Raw genomic sequence first — 20723 nt, forward strand, 5'->3', positions numbered from 1 at the left:
TAACTTATCGGATACGAGGGACGGGCGACGTCGCCTTGCCCGATGGAGGGGCGCTGCGGCCGGTGCCGGCAACGCGATCTTAAGGGCGCAAGGCTAAACAGGCTCCATGACCGAGGTCGCCATGCAATCAAGCCGGATCAGGTCGCGAAGCCTCTTTGACGTGGCCATCGTCACCATGGTGTCGATTGTCGCTTTCGGCATGGCGGACTTCTACCTGCGCAGATTGTGGACCATTGGCCCGGACGGCCTGTCGGCGCTCTCGAAGACGCTGCCTTACTGGGATTTCAGCAATCTCTGGGCCGGTGGGCGATTGGCGCTCGACGGCCATGTCGACGCGCTGTTCGACGTCGACGCCTACCGGGCGGCGCTCCGTGGCATGTTCGGGCCGGATCTCCCAAACCAGGAATGGAGCTATCCGCCGAGCATCCTGCTGATCGGTGCGCCGCTCGCGACGCTCCCGATATTCCCCGCCTATCTGGTGTGGACCTTTGGCACCGTTCTGTGTCTGTGGCTGGCGGTCCGGCCCCTGAAGCTGGGAGGAGCCGCCGAACTGGCGGTTGTCTTGAGCCCCGCCGTCATCTGGGACGCAGTCTTCGGCCAGAACGGCGCGCTGACGACCGCCTTGCTGATCGGCGGCCTCGCGGCGGCGCCAAGGCGCCCGGTGTTGGCGGGGATCCTGTTCGGCCTGCTGACGATCAAGCCGCATCTTGGCATCCTCGTCCCGTTCTGCCTGCTCGCCGGCGGCAATTGGCGAGCGATCGCCGCGGCCGCTGTGACAACGGCTCTCGTGGCGGCGGCCACGGGCCTGTCTTTCGGCTTCGATGTCTGGTCGCTGTTTTACACGCAAACCCGGCCGCTGATGACCGGGATCATGGAAGCACCCTTCCCCCAGCACTACCACGCCAATGCCATAACCGTTTTCTTCACGGCACGGGCGCTCGGCCTTGGTGTCCCGGCTGCTTATGGCCTGCAGGCGATTGCCACGATTGCCGCCATCGGCGCCGTCGTCTGGCTCTGGCGGCCGGGCCGGCAGGCGGAGCATCGTGAAAAGGTCGTGCTCACCGCGGTTCTTGCGATCCTCGCCACACCCTATGGCTATACCTACGACACGATCGCTGTGGCGGTGGCGGTTGCCCTGCTGTGGACGACGGTTTCGAGACCGCCCCGTGTCGCCCTCGCGATCTGCTGGCTCTACGCGTTCGTCGCGCATATCCTCAACAATGCCGGTTTGCACATCGGCGTGCTGGTGCCGTCGTTTCTTGCCGGCTGGATGTTTTTCTGGATATGGGTGCGAAGCCGTGGAGCGCAGCCGCGCCGGGAGCCGTCAGCGGCGTAGTCGATTGGGCGGCGTCATCAAGCGACGCGTCTCAGCCCCGATCAAAGCTTCCTCAGCGCCACTTCCTCGATCAAATGGTTGGCGCCCTTGCGCAGGATGAGGTCGGCGCGCGCCCTGGTCGGCAGGATGTTCTCGCGCAGGTTCTTCAGGTTGATATTGGCCCACAGCCCCTCGGCGATGGCGCGCGCGGCATCCTCGGAAAGCTGCGAATAGCGGTGGAAGAAGGAGTCCGGATTGCGGAAGGCGGTCTCGCGCAGCCGCATGAAGCGCTGGATGTACCACTGGTGGATCAGCTTCTCGTCGGCATCGATATAGATGGCGAAGTCGAAGAAGTCGGACAGGAACGGCACTATCTTGCCGTCCTTCGGCAGCTTGCCCGGCTGCAGCACGTTGATGCCTTCGAAGATCAGGATGTCGGGACGGTCGATGGTCACGAATTCGCCCGGAATGACGTCGTAGGTCAAATGCGAATAGACCGGCGCCTGGACGCTGCTTTGCGCCGACTTGATGCCGGACAGGAATCTCAGCAGCGCGCCGACATCGTAGCTCTCGGGAAATCCCTTGCGCTCCATGAGGTTCTCTCGGCGCAGGATCTCGTTGGGCAACAAGAAGCCGTCGGTGGTGATGAGATCGACCTTGGGGCTCGACGGCCAGCGCGCCAGCAGCTCCTTCAGCACGCGCGCCGTGGTCGACTTGCCGACCGCGACCGAGCCGGCGATGCCGATGATGAAAGGCGTCTTGACGATGTCCTGCACCTTGAAGAAGGCCTGGCGCTGCCGGAACAGCAACTGGCTCGCCTCGACATGCGCCGACAGCAGGCGCGACAGCGAAAGATAGATGCGCTTGACCTCTTCGAGGTCGACCGGGTCGTTCAGCGAACGCAGGCGATCGATCTCGTCCCCGGTCAGTGTCAGCGGCGTGTCGGCGCGAAACTGCGACCATTGCTCGGCGGAAAAGAAACGATAGGGGGAATATTTCTCGGTAGGAGCAAGCTGGTCCATCGAGTTTCCTGCCCTCCTGCCGGTCAACCCTCTGACCGGGCTGCCTTTTCGGCGATACCCGAGCTGCCGGTACGGCCCTCGAGCTCCTTGAGCACGTCGTCCAGAGGAATGCCCGCGATGCCGAGGACGACAAGCCAATGATATATAAGATCGGCGCTTTCCGAAACGAGGGCTTTCTTATCGCCCTTGACGGCGGCGATTACGCTCTCGACCGCCTCTTCGCCGAGCTTCTGCGCCGCCTTGTCCATGCCCTTGGCGAACAGTTTCGCGGTCCATGAATCCGGGTCGCCGGAATGGGCGCGTTGGTGGATGATCGTTTCCAGCTCGGCGAGCGAAAATTGAGCCATAGCAGTCATCTATCTGCTTGTTTAAGCATGATCTTTTCCGAAAACCAGTCCCCACCTTCCAGGACCATGCTTTAAGCCCGATGGACGGCCGAGTCCAGCCGCATCGGCAGGCCGGCCCTGGCCATATATGCCTTGGCCTCGGCGATCGAGTAGGTACCGAAATGGAAGATCGAGGCGGCAAGCACGGCACCCGCATGCCCGTCGCGTATGCCTTCGACCAGGTGATCGAGCGTTCCGACGCCGCCCGAAGCGATCACCGGCGCGCGCACCGCGTCGGCGACGGCGCGGGTCAGCGCGATGTCGTAGCCGGCCTTCGTGCCGTCGCGGTCCATCGAGGTGAGCAGGATCTCGCCGGCGCCGCGATCGACCATGCGTGCGGCGAAGTCGACGGCGTCGATGCCCGTCTTCTCGCGCCCGCCATGGGTGAAGATCTCCCAGCGGTCCGCCTCGCCGGCTGCCGACACCTTCTTGGCGTCGATGGCCACGACGATGCACTGGTTGCCGAACTTGTCGGCGGCTTCCGCGACGAAATCCGGGTTCTTCACCGCCGCCGTGTTGATCGACACCTTGTCGGCGCCGGCCAGAAGCAGCTTGCGGATGTCGGCCACCTGGCGCACGCCGCCGCCGACGGTGAGCGGCATGAAGCATTGCTCGGCCGTCCGGGCGACGACGTCGAAGATCGTCTCGCGATTGTCCGACGATGCGGTGATGTCGAGGAAGCAGAGTTCGTCGGCGCCCGCGGCATCATAAGCCTTGGCGGCTTCGACTGGATCGCCGGCATCGATGAGGTCGACGAAATTGACGCCCTTGACCACGCGGCCGTTCTTGACGTCCAGGCAGGGGATGACGCGGGCTTTCAGCATCACTTGCCTTCCAGGGTGGACAGCAGGTCGACCACCAGCTCGCCGACAAGCGGCGGCACGTCGCCCTTGGGGTCGAAGGCCGGATCGTAGGCGGAAATGGTGAGCCCGGCGATGGTGAGCGGGCCGGCGAGGCCGCACATCGCCGTGCGCACCTGCTCCGGCGCCGGGCCGCGGGGCGTGGTGTAGCGGTTGGCCTGCAGCTTCTCGGGATCGTGCACGTCGAGATCGACATGCATGTGGACCTGGCGCGCGCCGTCAGTCTTCAGTCTCTGCGCCGCGCTCTTCCAGTCCGGGCATTCGGTCCGGACGATCGGCAGCTTTTCCAGCAGTTCTCTTTCGGCGGCGTCGAGGTCGCGCGCGTTGACCAGGACGCTGCGCGACGGATCGACCGGCTTGAAGCCAGGGATCTGGTTCGCCATCCGCCGCCAGCAGAGGCCGAGCACGGTGGCCAGCGCCATGCCGTCGAGGAAGCCCGTTGTGGTGGTCTCCGGCGTGTTGAGGTCGCCATGCTGGTCGGCCCAGATGATGGCGTCGGCGCCGGCGCCTGCCACGGCGCCGGCGGCGGTCAGGCAGTTACCGGCCAGCACGATCGGAAACCGCTTCTTGTCCAGCGCCATGCGGACTTCGCCTGAAACGGCGTTGCAGACGGCAAAGCCGGTGCCGATCTCGCGCTCTTCTTCGTCCTCGACCACCTTGCCGATGTCGTTCACCTCGACGTCGTGACCGGCAAGCCTCAGCGCATCGGCCAATCCGCCGGAAATCAGCGCGTCCGGACCCTGGCCGCAGCCGCTGTGGAAATGGCCGCTGTCATAGGATGCCAGGATGATCGAAATGTTCACTATTCTGCCTCCGCCCGCTCGCCGCGCAGGATCGCCAGCGCCTCGGCCGGGTCGATACGTCCGTCATATAGGGCGCGGCCGGAGATCGCGCCTTCCAGTTTCTTTGCATCGGGCATGGTCATGCGCACGATGTCGGCAATCGATGCGAGGCCGCCAGATGCGATCACGGGAATGGAAACCGCCTCCGCGAGATCAATGGTCGAATCCCAGTTGATGCCGGTCAGCACGCCGTCGCGGTCGATGTCGGTGTAGATGATGGCGGCCACGCCGGCGCCCTCGAATTTCCTGGCGAGCTCGATGACGCCGAGCTCGGAAGCCTCGGCCCAGCCTTCCACTGCGACCTTGCCGCCCTTCGCGTCGATGCCGACCGCGATCTTTCCCGGAAAAGCCTTGCACGCTTCCTTGACGAGTTCGGGTTCGCGCACCGCCACGGTGCCGAGGATGACGCGCGTCAGGCCCCGGTCCAGCCAGTCTTCGATCTGCGGCAAGGTGCGGATGCCGCCGCCGAGCTGCACCGGGTTCTTCGTTGCCTTGAGGATGGCCCCGACCGCTGCACTGTTGACGCTCTGGCCCTTGAAGGCGCCGTTGAGGTCGACGACATGCAGCCACTCGAAGCCCTGGTCCTCGAAAGCCTTGGCCTGCGCGGCGGGGTCGTCATTGTAGATGGTGGCGGTGGCCATGTCGCCGTGCTTCAGGCGCACGCACTTGCCGTCTTTGAGGTCTATTGCCGGAAACAGGATCACGGTCAGGCACCCTCGACGATGACGAAATGGCCGGTCGAAGCGGCAAGCCGGAATTTCGAGGCGTGCTGATATTCAGGCGAATGATAGCATTCGATCGCCCTGTCGTAGGACTCGAACTCCACCAGCACGTGACGGTTGCCGGTCGGTCCTTCCGGACTCTCGTAGCGGCCCGCACGGATCGGGAATTTCGCGCCGTATTTCGCGAAAGCGACGGCATTCGCTTCGATATACTGCTTGTAGACGTCCGGATCGCGAACATCGATCATCGCCATCCAATAGCCCTTCCTGCTCATTTTCAGGGCCTCCATTTCAGGAAGTTGGTGATCAAAGCCAGGCCGAGCGCCTGGCTCTTCTCGGGATGGAACTGCGTGCCGGCGAGGTTGTCGCGGGCGACCGCGGCCGTCACCGGGCCGCCATAGTCGGCTGTCGCCAGCACCTCGTCAGGGTCCTTCGCCTCAAGATGGTAAGAGTGGACGAAATAGGCATGCAGCCCTTTCGGTCCGGTCTCGATGCCGGAAAACAGCGGGTGCTCGCGCGTAAGCTCGATCGTGTTCCAGCCGATCTGCGGGATCTTCAGCGTTGGGTCGGAGGGCTGGATCTCCTTGACGTCGCCGGCGATCCAGCCAAGGCCCTTGGTGATGGTCTTTTCCAACCCGCGTTGCGACATCAGTTGCATGCCGACGCAGATGCCGAGGAACGGCCGCCCCTTGGCGATTGCCGCTTCCTCAACCGCCTCCCACATGCCTGGCACCGCGTGCAGGCCGGCGGCGCAGTCGGCATAAGCGCCGACACCCGGCAGCACGATGCGGTTGGCGGACCGCACCCGCTCGGCATCGGCCGTCAGCTCGATCGTCGCGGCAATGCCTCCCTCGCGCGCCGCGCGCTCGAAAGCCTTGGTGGCCGAGCGCAGATTGCCCGAGCCGTAATCGATGATGGCTACCCGCATGTCAGGGCCTTCCAGGCGTATGGGTCAGTCCCAGCGCCATGCCGGTCTGCGGCGGGCGCGCCAGCGACGCGTCCGGTATGATGCGCGGCATTGGCGTTGGCTCTGCCTCATGGTCATCGACCTCCGCCGCAAAGCGTATCTCGGCATCGGCGAGATTGCCGGCCTCGACCGCGCCCCATTCGCGCCAGCCGCGCCGCCGCAGCGTCGCGATGCGCAGGGCCTGGCCTTCGAAGCCGACATAGAGCGAGACCAGCAGTGACAGCATTGATCCGGCCCATTCGAGCCCGAGCCTCTCACCGATCGCCGACAGCACCGCCATGACGACGAAGGCCAACACCGCCTCGATCCACAGCCGGTTCCAGGCGAGCCAGAGCGGCGAGAACAGGAAACCGAGCCAGGTGAAGCTGTCGCGCACGAAACGGACGTCCTCGGCTTTTTTGCCGGCCGGCGGCTCCATCACGACATAGATCGCCATAGCCTATCCTTTCAGGGATCCCTTGGTGGACGGCACGGCATCCGGCTGGCGCGGATCTGGCTCGAGTGCTGCCCGCAGCACGCGCGCCACGGCCTTGAAGCAGGTCTCGGCAATATGATGGTTGTTGGCGCCGTAGTGGTTGGTCACATGCAGCGTGATGCCGGCATTCTGCGCCAGGGCCTGGAAGAACTCGCGCACCAGCTCGGTGTCGAACGTGCCGATCTTCGGCGACGAGAACGCGACGTTCCAGACCAGGAACGGCCGGCCGGAGACGTCGATCGCCGCCCTGGTCAGCGTCTCGTCCATGGCAAGATCGATCGAGGCATAGCGCATGATGCCGCGCCGTTCGCCCACCGCCTTGCTCAGCGCCTGGCCGATGGCGATGCCGGTGTCCTCGACGGTGTGGTGGTCGTCGATATGCAGGTCGCCCTTGGCCTTGATGGTCATGTCGATCAGCGAGTGGCGCGACAGCTGGTCGAGCATATGGTCGAAGAAGCCGACGCCGGTCGAAATGTCGGCTTTGCCCTTGCCGTCGACATCGACCGAAACCGAAATCTCGGTTTCCTTGGTCTTGCGGCTGACTTCGGCCGAACGCGTCATCGCTATGTCCTTGTTGCCTGGTTTAGAGGCGCCGGGGCTTGAAAACGAGAGCCTTCTATCAGCATGATCCGGCGATTGCCAGTTTCCATTCCGGCCGCTATCGGCCTCGGCCGAGGGGCGGTTTGCAATCGTTCGCCATGTGCATACATATGGCCGATCCAACTCACTCGTACCGCGCCAATCGCCTTTCCAAGGGATAGCGCGCATCGGAGCTAAAATGTCGAATGAACTCAGCATGCACGCCACGACCATCATCAGCGTGCGCAAGGGCAACAAGGTCGTGATCGCCGGCGACGGCCAGGTCAGCCTTGGCCAGACGATCATGAAGGGCAATGCCCGCAAGGTGCGCCGCATCGGCAAGGGCGGCAGCGTCATTGCCGGCTTCGCCGGCGCTACCGCCGACGCCTTCACCCTCTTGGAGCGGCTCGAAGCCAAGCTCGAGCAATATCCGGACCAGCTGACCCGCGCCTGCGTCGAGCTCGCCAAGGACTGGCGCACCGACCGCTATCTGCGCCGCCTGGAAGCCATGATGCTGGTCGCCGACAAGTCGGTCTCGCTAGCGCTGACCGGCAATGGCGATGTGCTCGAGCCCGAACATGGCGTCATGGCCATCGGCTCCGGCGGCAATTACGCCCTGGCCGCGGCCCGCGCGCTGATCGACACCGACAAGGACGCCGAGGAGATCGCCCGCAAGGCCATGCAGATCGCGTCCGACATCTGCGTCTACACCAACAACAATTTTGTTGTCGAAACGCTCGATGCCGCTTGAGCTGGCAGACCATGATCCCAAAAAGTGGGAACCGGTTTTTGGATAAGATCATGGTCACTCAGCAGCATAGCTACGATTTTCGGCCGGTCACCGAAAAGGACCTGCCGTTGATCGCCCAATGGCTGCGCGAGCCGCATGTCGCTGAGTGGTGGGACGATCCGGAAAAGGAAATCGCCGAGATTCGCGAGCATATCGATTCGGTCTCGGTGGAGCCGCTGATCGTCGAGCTCGACGGCAGGCCGATCGCCTATCTGCAGAGCTATGACCCGCATATGGAGGACGACCATCCCTATGCCGACCAGCCCTTCGGCACGCTGGGCGTCGATCTCACGATCGGCCCGCCGGAGCTGGTCGGTGTGGGCCATGGCTCGGCAATCCTGAGCCAATTCGTCGAGGAGCTGTTCGAGGAAGGCGCGCCGCGCGTCATCATCGATCCGCATCCCGACAATGGCCGGGCCATCCGCGCCTATGAGAAGGCTGGCTTCAGGTCGATCGGCCGCAGGCATTCGCAATATGGGGACGTCGTGCTGATGGCCGTCGATGCGGACGACGATGAAAATCTGGGGGACTGACCGAATGACCGCGCCTGAGGACAAGACGCTTTCCGCCTATGAGGACAGCTGGCGCATGGGCCTGCTGCTCGTGCTCGCCTTGATCGTCTTCCAGGCGGGCACCTTGTACGGCATGGGGCATCCGCCGATCTGCACCTGCGGCTACGTCAAGCTCTGGCACGGCGTGGTCAACAGCTCGGAGAATTCCCAGCACATCGCCGACTGGTACACCTTCTCGCATATCATCCACGGCTTCCTGTTCTATGCGCTGGCCTGGGCGCTGTTCCCGCGCTCGCCGGTGGGCTTAAGGCTCGCCTTCGCCGTCCTCATCGAAGGCGGCTGGGAAATCCTGGAGAACAGCCCCTTCATAATTGACCGTTACCGCGCCGGCACGATCTCGCTCAACTATTACGGCGACTCGATCATCAACTCACTGTCCGACACGCTGTTCATGGCGCTGGGATTTGTGATGGCGCGAAAGCTACCTATATGGGTGATCGTGGCCCTGGCGCTCATTTTCGAGCTCGGCACGGGCTACATCATCCGGGACAATCTGACGCTCAACGTGATCATGCTGCTGCATCCGTTCGAGTCCATCAGGCAGTGGCAAAGTGGAATTTGAGTAATATGAGCACCTTTTCTCCCCGCGAAATCGTTTCGGAACTCGACCGCTTCATCATCGGCCAGAAGGACGCCAAGCGCGCCGTGGCCATCGCGCTTCGCAACCGCTGGCGTCGCCAGCAGCTGGAAGGCCAGATGCGCGAAGAGGTGATGCCGAAGAACATCCTGATGATCGGCCCGACCGGTGTCGGCAAGACCGAGATCTCGCGCCGCCTGGCGCGGCTCGCCGGCGCGCCCTTCGTCAAGGTCGAGGCGACCAAGTTCACCGAGGTCGGCTATGTCGGCCGCGACGTCGAGCAGATCGTGCGCGATCTCGTCGAGGTCGCCATCGGCCTGACCCGCGAAAAGATGCGCGAGGACGTCGCGGCGCGCGCCCAGATCAACGCCGAGGAGCGCGTGCTGGAAGCCCTCGTCGGCAAGACGGCGAGCCCGGCCACGCGCGATAGCTTCCGCAAGAAGCTGCGCGACGGCGAGCTCGACGACAAGGAGATCGAGATCGAGGTGGCCGACACCGGCAATGGCGGCATGCCAGGCTTCGAGATCCCCGGCATGCCCGGCGGCAATGTCGGCGTGCTCAACATCAACGACATGCTGTCGAAGGCGATGGGCGGCCGCAGGACCAAGACCCGCAAGACCACGGTCCGCGATTCCTATGCGCTGCTCGTCAACGACGAGTCCGACAAGCTGCTCGACCAGGACGAGGTCGTGCGTCGCGCGCTGGAATCGGCCGAGAACGACGGCATCGTCTTCCTCGACGAGATCGACAAGATCGCGGCCAGGAGCGACATTTCGGGCGGCCCGTCGCGCGAGGGCGTACAGCGCGACCTGCTGCCGCTGGTCGAAGGCACCACGGTCGCCACCAAATACGGGCCGATCAAGACCGACCATATATTGTTCATCGCGTCCGGCGCCTTCCACGTCTCCAAGCCGTCCGACCTTTTGCCGGAGCTGCAGGGCCGCCTGCCGATCCGCGTCGAGCTGCGGGCGCTGGAGAAGTCGGATTTCGTCCGCATCCTCACCGAGACGGAAGCGAGCCTCATCAAGCAGTATATCGCGCTGATGAAGACCGAGGGCGTCGAGCTGACCTTTACCGACGACGCCATCGATTCGCTCGCCGGCATCGCGGTGGACCTCAACGCCAGTGTCGAGAACATCGGCGCCCGGCGCCTGCAGACGGTGATGGAGCGCGTGCTGGACGAGATTTCCTACGATGCGCCGGACCGCAACGGCACGGCGGTCACCATCGATGCCGCCTATGTCGAGAAGCATGTCGGCGACCTGTCGCGCAACACCGACTTGTCGCGGTTTATCCTCTGATTTGTGAAGTCGGGCCGGCCTCAGCCGGCCCGACTTGGCCGGCCGACCAACTTCGGGTGTGGCCGAATGGAAGCATCTGGCCACCATTTTTGGTGGCGGGCCTAAGCCTTCTCTCGACTCTGTCGGACGCTTTACCTAGGTTGCCGCGCGTTCTGGAAGCGATTTCAGGAAAACTGTCCAGCGGTTTTCGCCTGAAATCGCGTTCAATCAAATGGTTGGGGTGGATCGGCGATAGCCGAGCCGCCCCAAAGCGGCGGCGGATGAAGAAGTACCTGTTTCTTTTTGTGTGTCTTGCACTGGCGGGGGCGGTGACGATCGCCGATGCCGCGACCATGGTGCCTCCGGGCAACCGCAACGCCGTGCAGCCGGATATTCCCGGCGCGTCCAGCCGGCGCACCCAGGCAACCAACACCACCTTCCAGGCCAAGTACCGGAAAGTCTACGCGTTGCTGCAGAACGATGCCGAGCTGCGCGGCAAGATCAGGAAGGTGGCGGCTGCCTATGGCATCGATCCGATGCACATTGTCGGCGCCATCGTCGGCGAGCACACCTACAATGTCGACGCCTACGACCGGCTGCAGACCTATTACGTCAAGGCGATGTCCTATCTGTCGAGCAAGCTGACCTTTGCCTATGAGGGCGAGGATGTCAGCGATTTCGTCCAGCGGCCGGAATTCAAGAAATGCGCCGGCATGGACGACAGCTACGATCTGTGGGAATGCCGCGAGCAGGTCTGGAACCATGCCTTCCGCGGCAAGACTGTCGGCGGCACAAGCTTCCCCAACGACCGCTTCGGCGCCACCTTCTTCCAGCCCTATTATGCCGGCCAGACTTTTGGCCTCGGCCAGCTGAACCCGCTGACGGCGCTGCAGATGAGCGATCTCGTGCACAAGGTCTCCGGCCTGCCGAAGCTCGATGTCGAGGATCCCAATGCGGTCTACAAGACCATCATGGATCCGGACCTGACGCTGCCTTACGTCGCTGCGACCATCAAGAAATCGATCGACGCCTATCGCAGCATCGCCGGCTTCGACATTTCGAAAAATCCTGGCCTGACGGCGACGCTCTACAATGTCGGCAACCCCGAGCAGCGCGCCTATGCGCTGAAGGCCGAGAACGACAGGCGCCGCGCCGCCGGCGAACCGGAAAAGCTGCCCGAGGAGAATTATTACGGCTGGCTGGTCAACGACAAGCTCGATGAGCTGAAGGCGCTATTTTAGCCAACGCGGGGGCACTCAGCGTCCCTCCGATTCCAGATACGCCTCGAATTTGCGCATTTCCTCCGGGCCCGCCTCCACCATGTGGCGCGGCTCCGGATAGGCGCCGGACTGGATATCGTCGGCATATTCGCGGAAGGCGGCGATGCGCTCGTTCTGGAGGCGATCGAACTCCGCCGCGAAGTCGCGGTAGCGCTTGGCATGGCGGGGATAGTGGCCGCGATTGGAGCCGAGCACGTCTTCCGAGAACAGATATTGCGCGTCGCAGCCGGCGCCGGCGCCCATAGAGATCATGACCAGCGGCGTGCGCTTGGAGATCGCGCTTGCGACGCCGGCCGGCACCACCTCGATCTCGGCCGCGAAGGCTCCGGCCGCTTCGAGGTCCTTGACCTGCTTCCACACGAAGGCGGCGCTTTCGGCGGTCTTGCCGACCGCCTTGAAGCCGCCCGTCCAGGTCGCATGCGCTGGGATCAGGCCGACATGGCCGCAGACCGGAATGTGCTCGTCGCGCAGTCGGCGGATCGTCCGCAGGCTGGCCGAGCAATACATGGCGTCGGCGCTTGCCGCGCGCAGCCTGACGGCCATGCGCAGGATCTCGTTCGTGGTGGCGCCCAGTTTTATGCGTTCATCGCCGGGAATGGCAAAGCAAGTGGGCGCGGCGTCGCGAAAACGCGGGTCAAGCATCACATCATATGGAACCGAGATGAGGTCGATACCGGCGCGTTCGGCGGCCTCGGCCTCTTCAAGCGAAAAGACGCGCAGCTTCGAGAGCTGGCGCTTACCCTTCAGCGACTGCAAATCGGCTACGGTCGGTCTGCTGCGTGCCATATCTCTTGATCCCTCAATGCCGGTTGGAGGCGAACTACGCCGCGAGCAGCGATTTCAGCTTGACCGCCTGCGAGCCCAGCGCTTCAGGCGCCGGCTTCGCCCGCCCGGCGATCAGCATTTCCGCCAGGCGGATGTCGCGCGCCACCGCATTGCCGGGGCCGATCCCGCTGGCGGCGACCAGCCTGCCGTCCTGCGCCAAATGGAACAGGATGAAGGCGCCGTCGTCGAGGTCGCGCCGCACGATGCTCTTGCCCTCGTCCGACAGCCCGGCGATCTGCAAAGTGAGCCCATACTGATCCGACCAGAACCAAGGCACGGCGGCGTGCGCCTCGTCGGCGCCCAGCATGTTCCTGGCGGCCAGCGCGCCCTGTTCCTGCGCGTTGCGCCAGGCCTCCAGCCGCACCCGCCGGCCGCCATAGACGGTGAGCGGGAACGAGCAGCAATCGCCGGCGGCGAAGATGTCCGGGTCGGCGGTGCGCAGGCGCTCGTCCACGGCGATGCCGTTGTCGATCGCCAGCCCCGCCTCGGCGGCAAGCACCGTCACCGGCACTGCGCCGATGCCGATCACGGCGAGATCGGCGACGATCTTCTGTCCGTCTGCCAGCGCGATGGCGACTTCCTTGCCGTCATCGGCGATTGCGGCGAGCCCCTGGCCGGTGCGGATCGAAACGCCTTCGGCCTCATGCGCCTTGTGGATAATCCCGGCGATCTCGGCCGGCACGCCGCGCATCAGGATGCGTGGTTGCGCCTCGATGACGATGACCTCGGCACCGAGTTTCCGGGCCGAGGCGGCAAGCTCAAGCCCGATGAAGCCGCCGCCGATGATGGCGACGCGACTTCCGGCGCTGAGATGGGCACGCATGGCGAGGGCGTCGTTGAAGGTCCTCAAATAGACGCAGCGCGAGCCGAGGCCCAGCATCGGCAGCTGGCGCGGCACGGACCCGGTCGCCAGCAGCAGTTTGTCGTAGGGAAGGGAAGAGCCGTCCGACAGCTGCACGACATGCGCGGCGCGGTCGACCGCAACGGCCCGGACGGAATGGATGTGTCGGATCGCGCGTTCGGCGAAGAGCGCATCGGTGGCGATCGCCTTGATGGCGGGCGCTTCGCCGGTCATCGCGTCCTTCGACAGCGGCGGCCGCTCATAGGGCAGATGCGGCTCGTCGCCGACCAGCGTCACCGGCCCTTCATAGCCGAGATCGCGGAGCGCAAGCGCCGCGCGTCCGCCGCACTCGCCCGCACCGATGATCGCTATCCCCGCCATTGTCTCACCCGATCCGGATCAGGATTTTTCCGGCGTCGACCTTGACCGGATAGGTTTTCAGGTTGACGCAGACGGGTGCGCCGCGCGCGTCGCCGGTCTTGTAGTTGAAGCGGCCGTTGTGCTTGGGGCATTCGATGATGTCATCCATCACCAACCCGTCGGCCAGGTGCACCTTTTCATGCGTGCACAGGCCGTCGGTCGCGAAATATTCGTCGTCCGGGCTGCGGTAAATGGCGAAGGTGCGGCCGGCATGGTCGAACCGCATCACGTCCTCTTCATCGATATCCCCGGCCGCGCAAGCCTCGACCCAGTCGCTCATCTCGTCCTCCTGAAATTCACGGTCAGCTGGTCGGGCTGCTCACTCGGCCGCCGCCGCCACCGGATTGTCGTTGTGCAGCTCTTCCCGGTAGGGCTTCGCCGTCGGCGGCAGCGCGCGCTTGAGGAAATAATCCTCGTTGCGCAGCTGGCGCAGGAAGGCCGGGATCATCTCTCGATAGCCGGCGAGGATCGACGGCGTGGGCGCCGGCAGGTCGTGCTTTATCATCTCGTGCAGCTTCGGCAGCGCGTGATAGGGCACCATCGGGAACATGTGGTGCTCCACATGATAGTTCATGTTCCAGTAGATGAAGCGGCTGATCGGGTTCATCAGCACCGTGCGGCTGTTCAGGCGGTGGTCGATGACATTGTCAGCGAGGCCGCCATGCTGCAGCAGGCCGGTCATCACGTGGTGCCATGCGCCGTAGAGGCGAGGCAGGCCAATAAGCATCAGCGGCAGCCAGGAATGCAGATAGAGGGCCAAGGCGATGGTCGCCAGATAGATGGCGAGCCAGATGCGTGCCACCCGGATCGCCTTCGGCTGCTCCGGCTCGGGAATGAAGGTCTTTTCCGCGGCGCTGATGACGCCGGCGGCATTGCGCACCATGTCGACCATTGCGTGCCAGGCGTCGAGAATACCGAAGAAGTTGAGCACCGCGCGCAAAAGGTCCGGCGGCCGCATGACGGCGATTTCGGGATCGCGGCCGACGATGATGGTGTCGGTGTGGTGGCGCGTGTGGCTCCAGCGCCAGGTCACCGGATTGCGCATGATCATGAAGCAGGCGAGCTGGTAGACGGCGTCGTTCATCCACTGCGTGCGAAAGGCCGTGCCGTGGCCGCATTCGTGCCAGCGGGAATCGGTCGAGGAACCGTAAAGCGTGCCGTAGACGAAGAAGAACGGCACGCACCACCAGCTTCCCCAGAACCAGATGCCACCCGCGGCGCTGACCACGAAAGCGGCGAGCCAGATGATGGTGTCGCGGATCGCCGGTTGGTCGGAGCGCTGCATCAGCTCCTTCATCTGCTTGCGCGGGATATCGGTGTGATACCACTCTGCCGCGGCGAGACCGTTCTCTATCGCGAGCCTGGCGTCTCGCCCGGTCAGGCTGTAGTCGCGCGGCGACGCCGCCGAAGACGTGATTGCCGTCATTGGGGTTCCTCCGCCAGCGCCTTGGCTAACCGCCCCGGCCGTGCGGGACTCGCGCATCGCTGACTTTCGACCTCAGCATAGCGCAAAGTCTGATAGTCTCAACATCACAAAGATAGTTTCTATCATTTCCTATCAACATGAGATATCGTGAATCGGATATCCGGAGCCGGGCAAGCGAGGAATCATTCATGGCAAAGCGACCGACAATCACCGACCTCGCGCGCATCTCGGGCGTCAGCGTCGCCACCGTCGACCGGGTGCTGAACAGCCGCCTCCCAGTGCGTGAGGAGACGGCGCGCCGGGTCTACGACGCCGCCACCGAGATAGGCTATCACGCCGCCGGGCTGATCAAGCAGCGCATGCGCCAGGAATTGCCGGAATATCGGCTCGGCTTCCTGCTGCTCAGGGGCAATGATGTCTTCTATGGCGATTTCGCGAAGGAGCTCGAACTGGCGGTCGCGCAGTCGCAGCGCTTTCGCGGCACTGCGACGATCGATTTCGCCGCCTCGCTGGCGCCCGATGAGATCGCCGCGCAGATGCGCAGGCTGGCGGCCAAGTCGAGAGCCATCGCCGTCGTCGGCCCGGACCATCCCAACCTCACGGCGGTCGTGGAAACGCTGAAGGCGAGGGGACAGCCGGTCTTCTCGCTTCTGTCGGACTTCGCCGCCGGCATCCGCGAGGGCTATGTCGGGCTCGACAACCGCAAGGTCGGGCGCAGCGCGGCGTGGATGATCGCCAAGGCCGCTAGGAAGCCGGGCAAGGTGGCGCTGTTCGTCGGCAGCCATCGCTTCCACGGCCATGAGCTGCGCGAGATCGGCTTCCGCTCTTATTTCCGCGAGCATGCGCCGGACTTCACCGTGATGGAGACGCTGGTCAACCTCGAGGCCAATGACGTGACGCATGACGCCATGCTCGATCTCCTGGCGCGCCATCCCGATCTCGCCGGCTGCTATGTTGCCGGCGGCGGCATGGAAGGCGCGGTCTCGGCGCTGAGGACGGCGAACCCGGCTGAGATGCCAGTCGTCATCTGCAACGAGATCAACGCCGTCTCGCGCGCGGCGCTTGCCGACAACATTCTCACCATGGTGATCTCGACGCCGCTCTCCGCGCTCTGCCGGGAACTCGTCGGGCTGATGGCGCATGCCATCGAAAGCGGTGCCGCCAATGCGCCTGGGCAGACCTTCCTGCCCTTCGACATCTATCTGCCGGAAAACATCTAGCGTCCGCCGTGAAAGAATCCATCAGGCTGATGGATTCTTTCATGGCGGGTTGCTCCTATTCGGGCCTAGGTTTCAACGATTTTTGTCGTCGTCATGCTCCTGATGAACGAAAAACCGGCCACCCCGGTCGGAATCGCCCTTGACGTTTCCCAAACCAAATGGAATAAATATTTCACTAACTAGGCCTTTTGGTTCTTTCGTTCCGAAGCGCCTGTTCGAACGGAGGAAGAGGCGTCCAGCCGGATTGGCGACGCCGCGTGGCCGCAGGGAAAGATTCCCCGGGCAAACCGGGGATTCCGGTTCAATGGGTGCAGCCGGACACCAAGTGGAGGAGAATAAAATGAAGAAACTTCTTTTGGGCGTCGCGCTTTCGGCGCTGATGTGTTCATCCGCCTTCGCCGCCAAGATCGGCGTTTCGATGGCCCTTTTCGACGACAACTTCCTCACCGTCCTGCGCAACGGCATGATCGCGCAGGCTAAGGGCATGAGCGGCGTCGAGCTTCAGGTCGAGGACGCGCAAAACGACGTTGCCAAGCAACTCGACCAGATCAAGAACTTCGCCGCCTCGGGCGTCGATGCGATCATCGTCAACCCGGTCGATACCTCGGCCACCCAGGCGATGTCGGATGCGGCCGCCGCGGCCAAGATCCCGCTGGTCTATGTCAATCGCGAGCCGGTCAACGTCGACAAGCTGCCCGACAACCAGGCTTTCGTCGCTTCCAACGAAGCCGATTCCGGCACGCTCGAGACCAAGGAAGTCTGCCGCCTGTTCAAGGAAGCCGGCAAGAAGGAAGCCAATGTCTATGTGATCATGGGCGAACTTTCCAACCAGGCCGCGGTGCAGCGCACCAAGGACATCGACGAGGTTATCGCCACGCCGGACTGCAACTTCATCAAGATCATCGACAAGCAGACCTCGAACTGGAAGCGTGACGAGGCGCAGAACCTGATGACCAACTGGCTGTCGTCCGGCAAGGCGTTCGATGGTGTCATCGCCAACAACGACGAAAGCGCCATCGGCGCCATCCAGGCGATGAAGGCGGCCAATATCGACATGAAGTCGGTCGTCGTCGGCGGCGTCGACGCCACCCAGGACGCGCTGGTTGCCATGCAGGCCGGCGATCTCGACGCAACGGTCTTCCAGGACGCCGCCGGCCAGGGCGCCGGCGCGCTCGACGCGGCGCTGAAGCTCGCCAAGGGCGAGAAGGTGGACAAGAAGGTCTACATCCCCTTCCAGCTCGTGACGCCGGCGAACATCGACAAGTTCTTGAAGAAGAACTGAGGCGCCTCGATACCAGCGGCGCGTCCAATCGGAACAGACGCGCCGCTTCGCCCTTCCTCCCGCCCGCGCGGGAGGCAGGACAAGGTGCGCCCGACGGAGGAAGAAGACGTGTCACAGACATCGCATGGCATTGGCGGGCTGAGCTATGACGCCAAGAAGCGTCCATGGCCGGCCGAGTTCAACGTGTTCCTGGCGCTGGTCATCCTGGTCGGCGCCTTCGAGCTGGTCGGCCGTGTCTTCCTCGGCGACAGCTTCCTGTTCAACACCCGCGAGAACGTCTCCGGCCTCTTCAACGAGCAGCGCCTGCAGATCATCATCCTGCAGGTGTCGATCGTCGGCATCATCGCCATCGGCGTCACCCAGGTCATCATCTGCGGCGGCATCGACCTGTCCTCGGGCTCGATCGTCGGCGCCACCGCCATGATCGCCATGAGCTTCGCGCAGGTCGCGACCGTCAACGGCAATCCCAACCCCAAGGCGATGTTTTTGGCACAGGGCTGGACCGACCTGCCGGTCATCGTGCCGCTGCTGGTCGCCATCGGCTGCGGCCTGTTCGCCGGCCTGATCAACGGCCTGCTGATCGCCTACACCCGTATCCCGCCCTTCATCGCCACGCTCGGCATGATGGTCACCGCCCGCGGCATCGCCAAATGGTGGTCCAAGGGCCAGCCGATCTCCTTCCCGACCGACAGTTTCGCGGCCATCGGCAAGGGCCTGATGCCGGTCGTCATCTTCATATCGCTGGCGCTCCTCTTCCAGCTGATCCTGACCTATACGAAATACGGCAAGCACTGTTACGCCATCGGCTCCAATGAGGACGCCGCGCGCATGTCCGGTATCAAGATCGCCAACCACAAGGTGCTGGTCTATGCGATCGCCGGCATCCTGGCCGCGATCGCCGCAGTGGTGCTGTCGTCCAAGAATCTCACCGCCCAGGCCGGCATGGGCGTCATGTACGAACTCGACGCCATCGCCATGGCGGTCATCGGCGGCGTTTCGCTGTCGGGCGGGCGCGGCTCCATCATCGGCACCGTGATCGGTTCGCTGATCTTCGGCGTCATCATTTCCGGCTTCACCTTCCTGCGCCTCGACGCCTATTATCAGGAAATGGTGAAGGGCGTGATCATCGTCGGCGCGGTCGTTCTCGATCAATGGCGCCAGCGCCGCCGGGCGATAGGAGCTTGACCATGTCGGACATCGTTCTGAAGACCGAAAACCTCACCAAGCATTATGGCGGCGTGCACGCGCTGCAGGAGGCGAATTTCGAGCTGCGCAAGGGCGAGCATGTCGCCATCATGGGCGACAACGGCGCCGGCAAGTCGACCTTCGTGCGCCAGATCACCGGCGTCGAGCAGCGCACCGACGGCAAGATCTGGTTCGACGGCAAGGAGGTCAATTTCGCCGGCCCTATCGAGGCGCGCGAGGCGGGCATCGAAACCGTGTTCCAGAACCTCGCTTTGGCCGACGATCTCGACGTGCCGTCGAACCTGTTTCTCGGCCGCGAGAAGGTGCTGTTCAACCTCGGCCCCTTCTCCATCCTCGACCGCAAGGCGATGCGCAAGGCGACCGAGGCGGCGCTTGTCCGCACGGCGGTGAAGATACCGAATCTCTCCAGCACCATCCGCCACATGTCGGGCGGCCAGCGCCAATGCGTGGCGATCGCCAGGACGGCGACCTTCGCCTCCAAGCTGATCATCATGGACGAGCCGACGGCGGCGCTCGGCGTGCAGGAGACTGCGCAGGTCGAAAACATCATCCGCACGCTGAAGGAAAACGGCGAGCCGCTGATCCTGGTCAGCCACAACATGCGCCAGGTGTTCGACCTGGTCGACCGCATCGTCGTCTTCCGCCGTGGCCGCATCGTCGCCAATTTGCGCAAGCAGGACACCGACGGCAACGACATCGTCGCCTACATCACCGGCGCCAAGACCGGACAGGCGGAGCTGCAGGCGGCCTGACGGCGCCACGACGGGAACAACCAATCGTCTGCGTCGAGAGGCGCGGACCGCCTATAAACCCACCCTCGAAGGACATTCCATGACACTCCGCTTCGCTCTTCTCGGCGCCGGCCGCATCGGCAAGGTGCACGCCCGCGCCGTCGGCTCAAATCCGCAGGCAAAACTGGTCGCCGTGGCGGACGCCTTCGAGAAAGCGGCGACGGAACTGGCCACCGCCTATGGCGCGGAAGTCCGCACCATCGAGGCGATCGAAAAGGCCAAGGACATCGACGCCGTCATCATCTGCACGCCGACCGACACCCATGCCGACCTGATCGAGCGCTTCGCCAAGGCCGGCAAGGCGATCTTCTGCGAGAAGCCGATCGATCTCTCCGTCGAGCGCGTCGAAAAATGCCTGGCCGTGGTCGAGAAGACCGGCGCCACGCTGATGGTCGGCTTCAACCGCCGCTTCGATCCGCATTTCGCCGCGGTGCGCAAGGCGATCGACGATGGCGCCATCGGCACGGTCGAGATGGTCACCATCACGTCGCGCGATCCAGGCGCCCCGCCGCTCGACTACATCGCCCGCTCCGGGGGCATTTTTCGCGACATGACCATCCATGATTTCGACATGGCGCGCTTCCTGCTCGGCGAGGAGCCGGTTGCCGTCAGCGCCCACGCTTCGGTGCTGGTCGACAAGAAGATCGGCGAAGCCGGCGATTTCGATTCGGTCAGCGTTATCCTCGAGACCGTATCCGGCAAGCAGGCCGTCATCTCAAACTCGCGCCGCGCCACCTATGGCTACGACCAGCGCATCGAGGTGCATGGCTCCAAGGGCATGGTTGCGGCCGAGAACCAGCGGCCGGTGTCGATCGAGCTCGCCAATGACAAGGGCTACACCCGTCCGCCGCTGCACGATTTCTTCATGACCCGCTACATCGACGCTTACGCCAACGAGATCGCCTCCTTCATCGCCGCAGCGACTGCCGGCAAGAAGGCGGCGCCGAGCGGCAAGGATGGGCTGGTCGCGCTGAAGTTAGCCGACGCGGCGCTGAAGTCGGCGAAGACGGGCAAGACCGTCCGCGTCGACTGATCGTTAGAAACA

The 20723-nt window shown here is 63.8% G+C and carries 24 protein-coding genes; 11 read left to right on the forward strand and 13 right to left on the reverse strand.

Annotated features, from left to right (window positions below; all coding sequences use genetic code 11):
* The first annotated feature begins 106 nt into the window (after positions 1-106).
* Entirely contained in the window at positions 107-1336 is a 1230-nt protein-coding gene (locus tag CK230_RS21415) for a glycosyltransferase family 87 protein (protein WP_095819123.1), read from the forward strand.
* A gap of 41 nt (positions 1337-1377) precedes the next feature.
* Here the strand turns inward: CK230_RS21415 and coaA are convergent, their stop codons facing one another.
* From coaA to hisB, 9 genes are all read right to left on the reverse strand, one after another.
* The gene (gene coaA / locus CK230_RS21420) at positions 1378-2337 is read right to left on the reverse strand and encodes a type I pantothenate kinase (protein ID WP_095819124.1); all 960 of its coding nucleotides are present in this window, start codon (positions 2335-2337) and stop codon (positions 1378-1380) included.
* A 23-nt stretch (positions 2338-2360) separates the two neighbouring features.
* Complete coding sequence (locus CK230_RS21425) at positions 2361-2684, reverse strand: phosphoribosyl-ATP diphosphatase (RefSeq protein ID WP_095819125.1); 324 nt, start codon at positions 2682-2684, stop codon at positions 2361-2363.
* Between the two features lie 71 nt (positions 2685-2755).
* Positions 2756-3550: an imidazole glycerol phosphate synthase subunit HisF gene (gene hisF / locus CK230_RS21430; RefSeq protein WP_176480166.1), complete on the reverse strand. Its 795-nt coding sequence runs from the start codon at positions 3548-3550 to the stop codon at positions 2756-2758.
* Positions 3547-4386, reverse strand: a complete 840-nt coding sequence (locus tag CK230_RS21435; RefSeq protein ID WP_095819127.1) for an arginase family protein — start codon at positions 4384-4386, stop codon at positions 3547-3549. The genes hisF and CK230_RS21435 overlap by 4 nt, the downstream gene beginning before the upstream one ends.
* On the reverse strand, positions 4386-5129 hold the full coding sequence (gene hisA, locus CK230_RS21440; RefSeq protein WP_095819128.1) for a 1-(5-phosphoribosyl)-5-[(5-phosphoribosylamino)methylideneamino]imidazole-4-carboxamide isomerase: 744 nt from the start codon (positions 5127-5129) through the stop codon (positions 4386-4388). The genes CK230_RS21435 and hisA overlap by 1 nt, the downstream gene beginning before the upstream one ends.
* 2 nt (positions 5130-5131) lie before the next feature.
* Complete coding sequence (locus CK230_RS21445; protein WP_095819186.1) at positions 5132-5422, reverse strand: DUF1330 domain-containing protein; 291 nt, start codon at positions 5420-5422, stop codon at positions 5132-5134.
* A 2-nt stretch (positions 5423-5424) separates the two neighbouring features.
* Positions 5425-6075 (reverse strand): imidazole glycerol phosphate synthase subunit HisH, encoded by a 651-nt coding sequence (gene hisH / locus CK230_RS21450; RefSeq protein ID WP_095819129.1) that lies wholly within the window; start codon positions 6073-6075, stop codon positions 5425-5427.
* A gap of 1 nt (position 6076) precedes the next feature.
* Positions 6077-6550 carry a DUF2628 domain-containing protein gene (locus CK230_RS21455; protein ID WP_095819130.1) on the reverse strand — a complete coding sequence of 158 codons (474 nt, stop codon included), beginning with the start codon at positions 6548-6550 and terminating at the stop codon, positions 6077-6079.
* A gap of 3 nt (positions 6551-6553) precedes the next feature.
* On the reverse strand, positions 6554-7150 hold the full coding sequence (gene hisB / locus CK230_RS21460; protein ID WP_095819131.1) for an imidazoleglycerol-phosphate dehydratase HisB: 597 nt from the start codon (positions 7148-7150) through the stop codon (positions 6554-6556).
* 217 nt (positions 7151-7367) lie between these two features.
* On the opposite strand from hisB, the gene hslV reads away from it, so the two are divergent.
* The 5 genes from hslV to CK230_RS21485 all read left to right on the forward strand — a co-directional run bounded on the left by hslV (position 7368) and on the right by CK230_RS21485 (position 11628).
* Complete coding sequence (gene hslV, locus CK230_RS21465) at positions 7368-7919, forward strand: ATP-dependent protease subunit HslV (RefSeq protein ID WP_042637558.1); 552 nt, start codon at positions 7368-7370, stop codon at positions 7917-7919.
* A 50-nt stretch (positions 7920-7969) separates the two neighbouring features.
* Positions 7970-8491, forward strand: coding sequence for a GNAT family N-acetyltransferase (locus CK230_RS21470; protein WP_095819187.1), 522 nt, complete (start codon positions 7970-7972; stop codon positions 8489-8491).
* A gap of 4 nt (positions 8492-8495) precedes the next feature.
* Entirely contained in the window at positions 8496-9092 is a 597-nt protein-coding gene (locus tag CK230_RS21475) for a DUF2585 domain-containing protein (RefSeq protein WP_095819132.1), read from the forward strand.
* 5 nt (positions 9093-9097) lie between these two features.
* Complete coding sequence (hslU, locus tag CK230_RS21480) at positions 9098-10408, forward strand: ATP-dependent protease ATPase subunit HslU (protein ID WP_095819133.1); 1311 nt, start codon at positions 9098-9100, stop codon at positions 10406-10408.
* A 260-nt stretch (positions 10409-10668) separates the two neighbouring features.
* The gene (locus tag CK230_RS21485) at positions 10669-11628 is read left to right on the forward strand and encodes a DUF1402 family protein (RefSeq protein ID WP_095819134.1); all 960 of its coding nucleotides are present in this window, start codon (positions 10669-10671) and stop codon (positions 11626-11628) included.
* 15 nt (positions 11629-11643) lie between these two features.
* On the opposite strand, the gene CK230_RS21490 is transcribed toward CK230_RS21485, so the two are convergent.
* Genes CK230_RS21490 through CK230_RS21505 form a run of 4 tightly spaced genes read right to left on the reverse strand, consistent with a single transcriptional unit; the run spans position 11644 to position 15179 of the window.
* On the reverse strand, positions 11644-12453 hold the full coding sequence (locus CK230_RS21490; protein WP_095819135.1) for a 3-methyl-2-oxobutanoate hydroxymethyltransferase: 810 nt from the start codon (positions 12451-12453) through the stop codon (positions 11644-11646).
* A 34-nt stretch (positions 12454-12487) separates the two neighbouring features.
* On the reverse strand, positions 12488-13714 hold the full coding sequence (locus tag CK230_RS21495; RefSeq protein WP_095819136.1) for an FAD-dependent oxidoreductase: 1227 nt from the start codon (positions 13712-13714) through the stop codon (positions 12488-12490).
* A 4-nt stretch (positions 13715-13718) separates the two neighbouring features.
* Complete coding sequence (locus CK230_RS21500) at positions 13719-14033, reverse strand: MocE family 2Fe-2S type ferredoxin (RefSeq protein WP_095819137.1); 315 nt, start codon at positions 14031-14033, stop codon at positions 13719-13721.
* A gap of 39 nt (positions 14034-14072) precedes the next feature.
* Entirely contained in the window at positions 14073-15179 is a 1107-nt protein-coding gene (locus CK230_RS21505) for a fatty acid desaturase family protein (RefSeq protein ID WP_095819138.1), read from the reverse strand.
* Positions 15180-15367: 188 nt separating this feature from the next.
* On the opposite strand from CK230_RS21505, the gene CK230_RS21510 reads away from it, so the two are divergent.
* From CK230_RS21510 to iolG, 5 genes are all read left to right on the forward strand, one after another.
* Positions 15368-16399, forward strand: coding sequence for a LacI family DNA-binding transcriptional regulator (locus CK230_RS21510; RefSeq protein WP_095819188.1), 1032 nt, complete (start codon positions 15368-15370; stop codon positions 16397-16399).
* A gap of 340 nt (positions 16400-16739) precedes the next feature.
* Positions 16740-17681, forward strand: coding sequence for a sugar ABC transporter substrate-binding protein (locus CK230_RS21515; protein ID WP_095819139.1), 942 nt, complete (start codon positions 16740-16742; stop codon positions 17679-17681).
* A gap of 108 nt (positions 17682-17789) precedes the next feature.
* Entirely contained in the window at positions 17790-18866 is a 1077-nt protein-coding gene (locus CK230_RS21520; RefSeq protein ID WP_095819189.1) for an ABC transporter permease, read from the forward strand.
* A gap of 2 nt (positions 18867-18868) precedes the next feature.
* Positions 18869-19639 carry an ATP-binding cassette domain-containing protein gene (locus CK230_RS21525; RefSeq protein WP_095768022.1) on the forward strand — a complete coding sequence of 257 codons (771 nt, stop codon included), beginning with the start codon at positions 18869-18871 and terminating at the stop codon, positions 19637-19639.
* 79 nt (positions 19640-19718) lie between these two features.
* Entirely contained in the window at positions 19719-20711 is a 993-nt protein-coding gene (gene iolG, locus CK230_RS21530; protein WP_095819140.1) for an inositol 2-dehydrogenase, read from the forward strand.
* Positions 20712-20723 lie beyond the last annotated feature (12 nt).

Origin of the sequence: Mesorhizobium sp. WSM3859 (assembly GCF_002295065.1) — a bacterium.
Taxonomy (GTDB): Bacteria; Pseudomonadota; Alphaproteobacteria; order Rhizobiales; family Rhizobiaceae; genus Mesorhizobium.